General features: G+C 63.1%; 5 protein-coding genes. All 5 read left to right on the top strand.

The features are described from left to right. Positions 1–63: 63 nt before the first annotated feature. On the top strand, positions 64–417 hold the full coding sequence (locus JO015_14790) for a VirB3 family type IV secretion system protein (GenBank protein ID MBW0000364.1): 354 nt from the start codon (positions 64–66) through the stop codon (positions 415–417). Continuing rightward, a complete protein-coding gene (locus tag JO015_14795) occupies positions 417–2,993 on the top strand; it encodes a conjugal transfer protein TrbE (protein ID MBW0000365.1) in 2,577 nt (858 codons plus the stop codon). The genes JO015_14790 and JO015_14795 overlap by 1 nt, the downstream gene beginning before the upstream one ends. Then, the gene (locus JO015_14800; GenBank protein MBW0000366.1) at positions 2,990–3,697 is read left to right on the top strand and encodes a conjugal transfer protein TrbF; all 708 of its coding nucleotides are present in this window, start codon (positions 2,990–2,992) and stop codon (positions 3,695–3,697) included. Before JO015_14795 ends, JO015_14800 begins: the two co-directional genes overlap by 4 nt. Before the next feature lie 12 nt (positions 3,698–3,709). Beyond that, complete coding sequence (locus JO015_14805; protein MBW0000367.1) at positions 3,710–4,801, top strand: TrbG/VirB9 family P-type conjugative transfer protein; 1,092 nt, start codon at positions 3,710–3,712, stop codon at positions 4,799–4,801. Next, on the top strand, positions 4,798–5,737 hold a 940-nt coding region (locus JO015_14810), incomplete at its 3' end, for a hypothetical protein (GenBank protein MBW0000368.1). The genes JO015_14805 and JO015_14810, both read left to right, overlap by 4 nt.

The following is a 5,737-nucleotide window of genomic DNA, read 5'->3' on the forward strand; positions in this document are numbered from 1 at the left end:
TCGGTTGGGGCGCCGGCTCGCAAATCATGGGTCGCGGAGCCTCTTTAACCACGGTGGTCCCCCATGTTGAAACGGGTTCCTATTCACCGGGTCGGTAGTCGCCCGATCCTATTCCTTGGCGCGGACCGCACCCTGGTCATGATGCTCCTGATCGGGTGCGTGACGCTGGTGATGAGTTGGCACCCAGCGGCCATGCTGGCGGCTTGCGTGGCCTTTCCCCTCGGGCTGTTTTTCCTCCGTCAGATGACCAAAGCGGACCCGCTCCTTTGGAAAGTGTGCCGGAATTACTGGCGTTATAACCAGACTTTTGGGCGGTACCAACGTTACTACCCGGCTCGCTCGACGCCGTTTCGAAAGGACTTGAGCGGCCCGACCTCGGCCTACCGCCGGAAGTTTATCAAAACCCTCTTCACATAATGAACCCTTTGATTCCCGTCCTTTTTGCCCTCGTCGGCTTGGCCTTCCTGGCGCTGCTGCTCTGCCGCACCTTGGAGCTTAACCGGTCGGTGTCTTTGAGACGCCACCGATCCACGGTGGCGGGCCTTTGCGACCTGATCAATTACGCCGCGGTGGCGGCCGATGGCGTGGTCATTGGTAAGAGCGGCTGCTTGATTGCCGGGTGGCGTTACCACGCGCCCGACAATGCCAGCAGCACGTACGAGGAACGCAACGCCCTGGCCGCGCGCCTCAACCACGCCTTGGCGGGCATGATGGGCTCCGGTTGGTGTTGGCACGTCGACGCGATCCGCCGGCCCGCTGCCGGTTACCCGTCGCCCGAACGGTCCCATTTTCCGGACCCGGTTACGGAGGCCATTGACCAGGAGCGCCGTCGGTTCTTCGGGGCTTTGGGCAACCTGTACGAAACCGAACTCGTCCTGACGGTGACGTATCAGCCACCGGCGAAGGTCGTCCGTCGCCTGGCCGAGTGGATGTATGACGATGACCGGCCCAAAGCCGACGCCGAGCAAGAAGCCGAGGATGTCCTGGCCCGATTCTGTCGGGACGTCGATGCGCTCGAAGATCGGCTCTCGTCGGTGTTCCGCCTGGAGCGGCTCAAGGCACGAACCGAAGTTGAGGAGGACGGCGAACCGGTCGTCTACGACGACCTTTTGGCGCACTTGCAGCGGTGCCTGACCGGATTGAACCACCCGATCCGTCTGCCGCGAACCCCGGTCCTGTTGGACGCGCTGCTCGGCGGCCAGGACCTCTGGGGCGACATCGTGCCCCAGGTCGGGCTCCATTACGTCCAGTGCGTATCCATCGACGGCTTTCCCTCCGAGTCTTACCCCGGCATCCTGACCGCGCTCTCGGAGTTGTCGATCGGCTACCGGTGGAACACCCGGTTTCTTTTTCTGGACCGGAGCGCCGCCGACAGCCACCTCGAGAAGGTCCGCCGAAAATGGGACCAGCTGGTGGTGCCGTTCCTGGCCAAGATCCTGCGGTACGCCACGCGTAACCTGAACCGAAATGCCGCGGCGATGGCCGAGGAGGCGCACCAGGCCAAGGCCATCGTCGATTCTCAGGAGGTGGTTGGGGGCTATTACACCGCCAACGTGGTGCTGATGCACGAGGACCGCGGGGCTTTGGACGAGGCGGCGCGGGCCGTCTACCGGGCGATCCATAACTTGGGGTTCTCGGCCCGGATTGAGGCCGTGAATAACTTAGATGCTTTCTTCGGCACCCTGCCGGGCCACGTTGAAGAAAACGAGCGCCGGCCGCTCCTGCACTCGCTCAACCTTGCGCACCTGCTGCCGGTGGCGGGCGTCTGGACCGGGCAGGAAAGCTGCCCGTGCCCGTTCTACCCGCCCAATAGCCCGCCGCTCTTGCACGGGGTCACCAGCGGCGATACCCCTTTTCGGCTCAACCTGCACGTCGGCGACGTGGCGGCCGCGTTCATTGCCGGGTCGATGGGTACCGGTAAGAGCACGCTGCTGGCAACGTTGGGGGCGCAGCTTCGTAGGTACCGAAACATGTCCCTTTTCTGTTTCGATAAGGGGATGTCGATGTACACCTTGTGTAAGGCAGCCGGCGGCCAGCATTACCACGTCGCAGGTGACGACGCCCGGTTGGCGTTTTGCCCCTTGCAGCATCTCGGGACGGACACCGACCGGGCCTGGGCGGTCGATTGGATCGAGAAGATCGTTAACCTGAACAACGAGAACGATCCGGTCACGCCTAAGGAGCGCAACGAGATTGCCCGCTCCATTGAGAGCATGCACCGCAATGGGCACCGAACCCTCTCGAATTTCGTGTTGACGGTTCAGGTCGAACGGATTCGAGAGACCCTGAGAGAGTACACCATCGAAGGCAGTTTTGGACGGGTCTTCGACGCTGAGGAAGATGGGCTTCAGGGCTTGGGCAACTACGTTTGCTTTGAAGTCGAGGAATTGATGGGCCTCGCCCCCAAATACTCGTTACCGATCCTCTGGTACTTGTTTCGGCGCATTGAGCGGTCGTTGAAAGGCCAGCCGGCGGCCATCATCATGGACGAAGCCTGGCTCTTGCTCGACCACCCCCTGTTTAGGGAGAAGGTTCGCGAGTGGCTCAAGACCAAGCGAAAGCAGAACTGCGCAGTCGTTATGGCGACGCAAAGCCTCACCGACATCCCGGAGAGCTTGCTTTCCGTTATTAACCAGGAGTGCCTGACCAAAATTTTTCTCCCCAACGCGAATGCCCTCCAGGAGGATCAGGCCGCCCTCTACCGTCGCTTCGGGCTTAATGACCGGCAGATCGAGCTGCTGGCTGGTTCCAGGCCAAAGCGGGATTACTACTACACCAGCCCCTCCGGACGGCGGCTCTTCAGCCTGGAGCTTGGCCCGTTGGCGCTCGCCTTTGTGGCCCTAAGCGACAAGGAAACCGTTGCGGAAGTGCAGCGCCTGGAACGCGCGTTTGGCAATGGCTGGGTGGAGGAATGGCTTTCCCGGCGGGAGCTGTCGCTAGCCGACTACCTTCCGGAAGAATCGGAAACTAACCAAGAAAAGGTTGCCGCTTGAAAGACGAACGAACTAACGAAACCTCCGTAAGGGGCAACGGTGAAACGCCCTACCTCGATGCGCGCAAGATCCTGCGCGACGAGAATGCCCGCGCCCGCGCGGGCGAGCGCGCTTGGCAACTGGTGGCGTGCGGCGCCCTGTTGATCGCCCTGGCGGCGGTGGGCGGCATTGCCTGGATCGGCAGCCAATCGAAGGTTGTGCCCTACGTGGTTGTAACCGATCGCCTTGCCACCCTGTTGGCATTCGGTCCTGCCGATAAGGCCGCATCCCCCGAGAGGGGGGCCGTGCGCGCCTGGGTCTTAAACTTCATCCATTGGACCCGCACCGTGACGCCGGACGCGGCCCTGCAGTGGGATTTTGTCCACGGGGCGTACTCGATGGTTAAGGGTAAAGATCCGGCCTATCAAGAGCTGGTCGGCGGTTGGTACGAGGCCAGCAAGGCTTCGCGGCCGAACGTCCGCGCCGAGAAGGTGATCGTCCACGTGGAGAGCCCTTTCGCGTTGCCGGTGTCCGCGGACACCTGGCAGGTAACGTGGACGGAACAGGAGGAGGACCGCGACGGGCGCCTGATCCGGCGGTTCCCCATGCGGGCGATCGTTACCGTCTACGCGGCGCCTCCGGATAATGCCACCCCGGAGGCGATGCGGTTCAACCCGTTTGGCGTCTACGTCAAAACGTTTACCTGGTCCCAAACGCCCCAATAAATTGTTAGTTATATGAGACAACCGCACAGTTACCTTTGCCTCGTCGGCGCGGCGGCCTTGGTCCTCACCCGGCCCGCCGTCGATGCGGCTCAAGAAGCGCAGCCTTCCCCTTCGCCCTCCCCGAGCCCGAGCCCGATGGAGTCGACCTTGCCGGACCTGGGCGGGACTAACCCAGAGCTCAACTACCAGGAAGCCGCCGGTGTTCAGATCACCGCTGCTTGGCAGGCGAAATCGGCCGAGGCCATGGTACCCGAGCCCGGCCCGGACGGCGCGGTACGGTTCAAATACGGCCAGTGCATGCCCCAGGTGGTCACCGGGATGTTCCAGCAGACCGACCTCGAGTTTGAGCCGGGCGAGTCCTTTAAAATCGAGGACGTCCACATCGGCGACCCGAAGCGCTGGGTGGTGGAAATGTCGTCCAGCGGCCAAGAGGGCGATTCTCCGATTCAGCACCTCTTCATTCAGCCGTTGTTTGTCGGCATCTACACCACGCTGGACGTGACGACCTCCCGGCGCACGTACCGCTTCTTTTTGGTCTCGCACCGGGATCGCTTTATGCACCACGTCAGCTTCGTCTATGAGGGCAAGCCGAAAGCCGCGGAGGGGACTAGCCGTCCAGGCGTAACGCCGGTAAGCGCGCCGGGGATGCCGCAAAGCGGCGACCGTTCAGGCGCAGCGCCTGACCCCACGCCGGCGCCAGCGGCTAGCGTGCAGGTCGCTTATGTGGAAGTTAAGCCTAAGACGAGACGCATTCGCGTGCACACTCAACTGGAGGGCAAGGGCGAGGCGCTCGAGAAAGTCCCTCACGGCGGGGGGTACCGAATCGTTGGCGACGCCCCCTGGCGGCCGGTGCAGGCTTACACCGAAAACGGTCACACGTACATCGAGATGCCCCCCGGAATGGGTGACCACGACGCCCCTGTGCTCTACCGCTTACGCAAGAGCGGTTGGTTCCACACGGCCAAAGACATCGTGCCTTACCGCGTGCACGGGCATTGGTACGTGGCCGACGAGGTGATTGACAAAGGATTGCTGACGGTGGGCGCGGGCGGCGGGGCTAAATCGGTGACGGTCATCCGCACCTCGGGAGGTAACGGCTTATGAGGGGGTTTTTCACGCGTTCTACCACCCCGGCGAACCCACTGAACGGCCAAACCTCGCCGCAGGGTTTGCGGCAAGGGCGGCGCTTGAGCAACCGCGGGCGCGTCATCGCCGGCGCGGCGGGAGCCGGGTTCCTCGTGTTGATTGGCCTGTCGAGCAACGGCCCCAAAAAGGATGCCCCGGCGACGGCCCAGGACGATCACGGCACCAGCTCCTTCAGCTTAGCCGACGAGGTGTCCGGCCAAAGGGGTGCGGGCATCATCCCGCCGGCCACCCCGAACCCGACACCTCAAGCGTCGCCCTTCGCCACCCCGGCGCCGTTTACGACGCCGGCGGCTTCCCCCACCCCGGACGAGGAAACCAAGCGGCTCAAGGATGCCTATTTCGCGGCCTTGAACGCCCGCAGCGGTGTCCAGGGCCAGGGGTTCCAGCAAATGCTTCAGGATGAGCCCCGCAAGCTGACGCCGCAGCAGTTAGCGGTGCTGCGCAAAGCCGACCCGAACAACTTGGGCAACCCGAACGCCGTTCGGGCCTACCAGGAGGATCAGGTGCCTGTAGCGCCGGCGGTCCCGGTTTACCCGCAAGGTGGACCTTCCGGCGGCAATGTTGGGTCCGAGCTATCCGGTTACAACGGCAACGCGAACCGATGGGCGATTAATACGACCGTGCAGCGGCCGGCCACGCCTTACGTGATCGAGCCGGGCTGGACGATTAGCGCGGCGCTCGAGTCGCCCATCAACTCGGAGCTGCCCGGCATGATCACGGCCCGGGTCACCCGAAACGTTTACGACACGCCCAGCGGGCGTTGGCTTTTGGTCCCGCAGGGCAGCATGCTGGTGGGCGAGTACGATCGAAAAATCGAATACGGGCAATCGCGCGTGTTCGTGGCTTGGACCCGCCTGAATTTTCCCGACGGCACTTGGCTGGACATTGGGGCAA

The organism is Verrucomicrobiota bacterium (assembly GCA_019247695.1).
In the GTDB taxonomy this organism is placed as follows: domain Bacteria; phylum Verrucomicrobiota; class Verrucomicrobiia; order Chthoniobacterales; family JAFAMB01; genus JAFBAP01.

Excerpts from the sequence above, each read along its gene's own strand:
- JO015_14790 (MBW0000364.1), top strand. The coding sequence starts at position 64 with ATGTTGAAACGGGTTCCTATTCACCGGGTCGGTAGTCGCCCGATCCTA.
- JO015_14795 (MBW0000365.1), top strand. The coding sequence starts at position 417 with ATGAACCCTTTGATTCCCGTCCTTTTTGCCCTCGTCGGCTTGGCCTTC.
- JO015_14805 (MBW0000367.1), top strand. The coding sequence starts at position 3,710 with ATGAGACAACCGCACAGTTACCTTTGCCTCGTCGGCGCGGCGGCCTTG.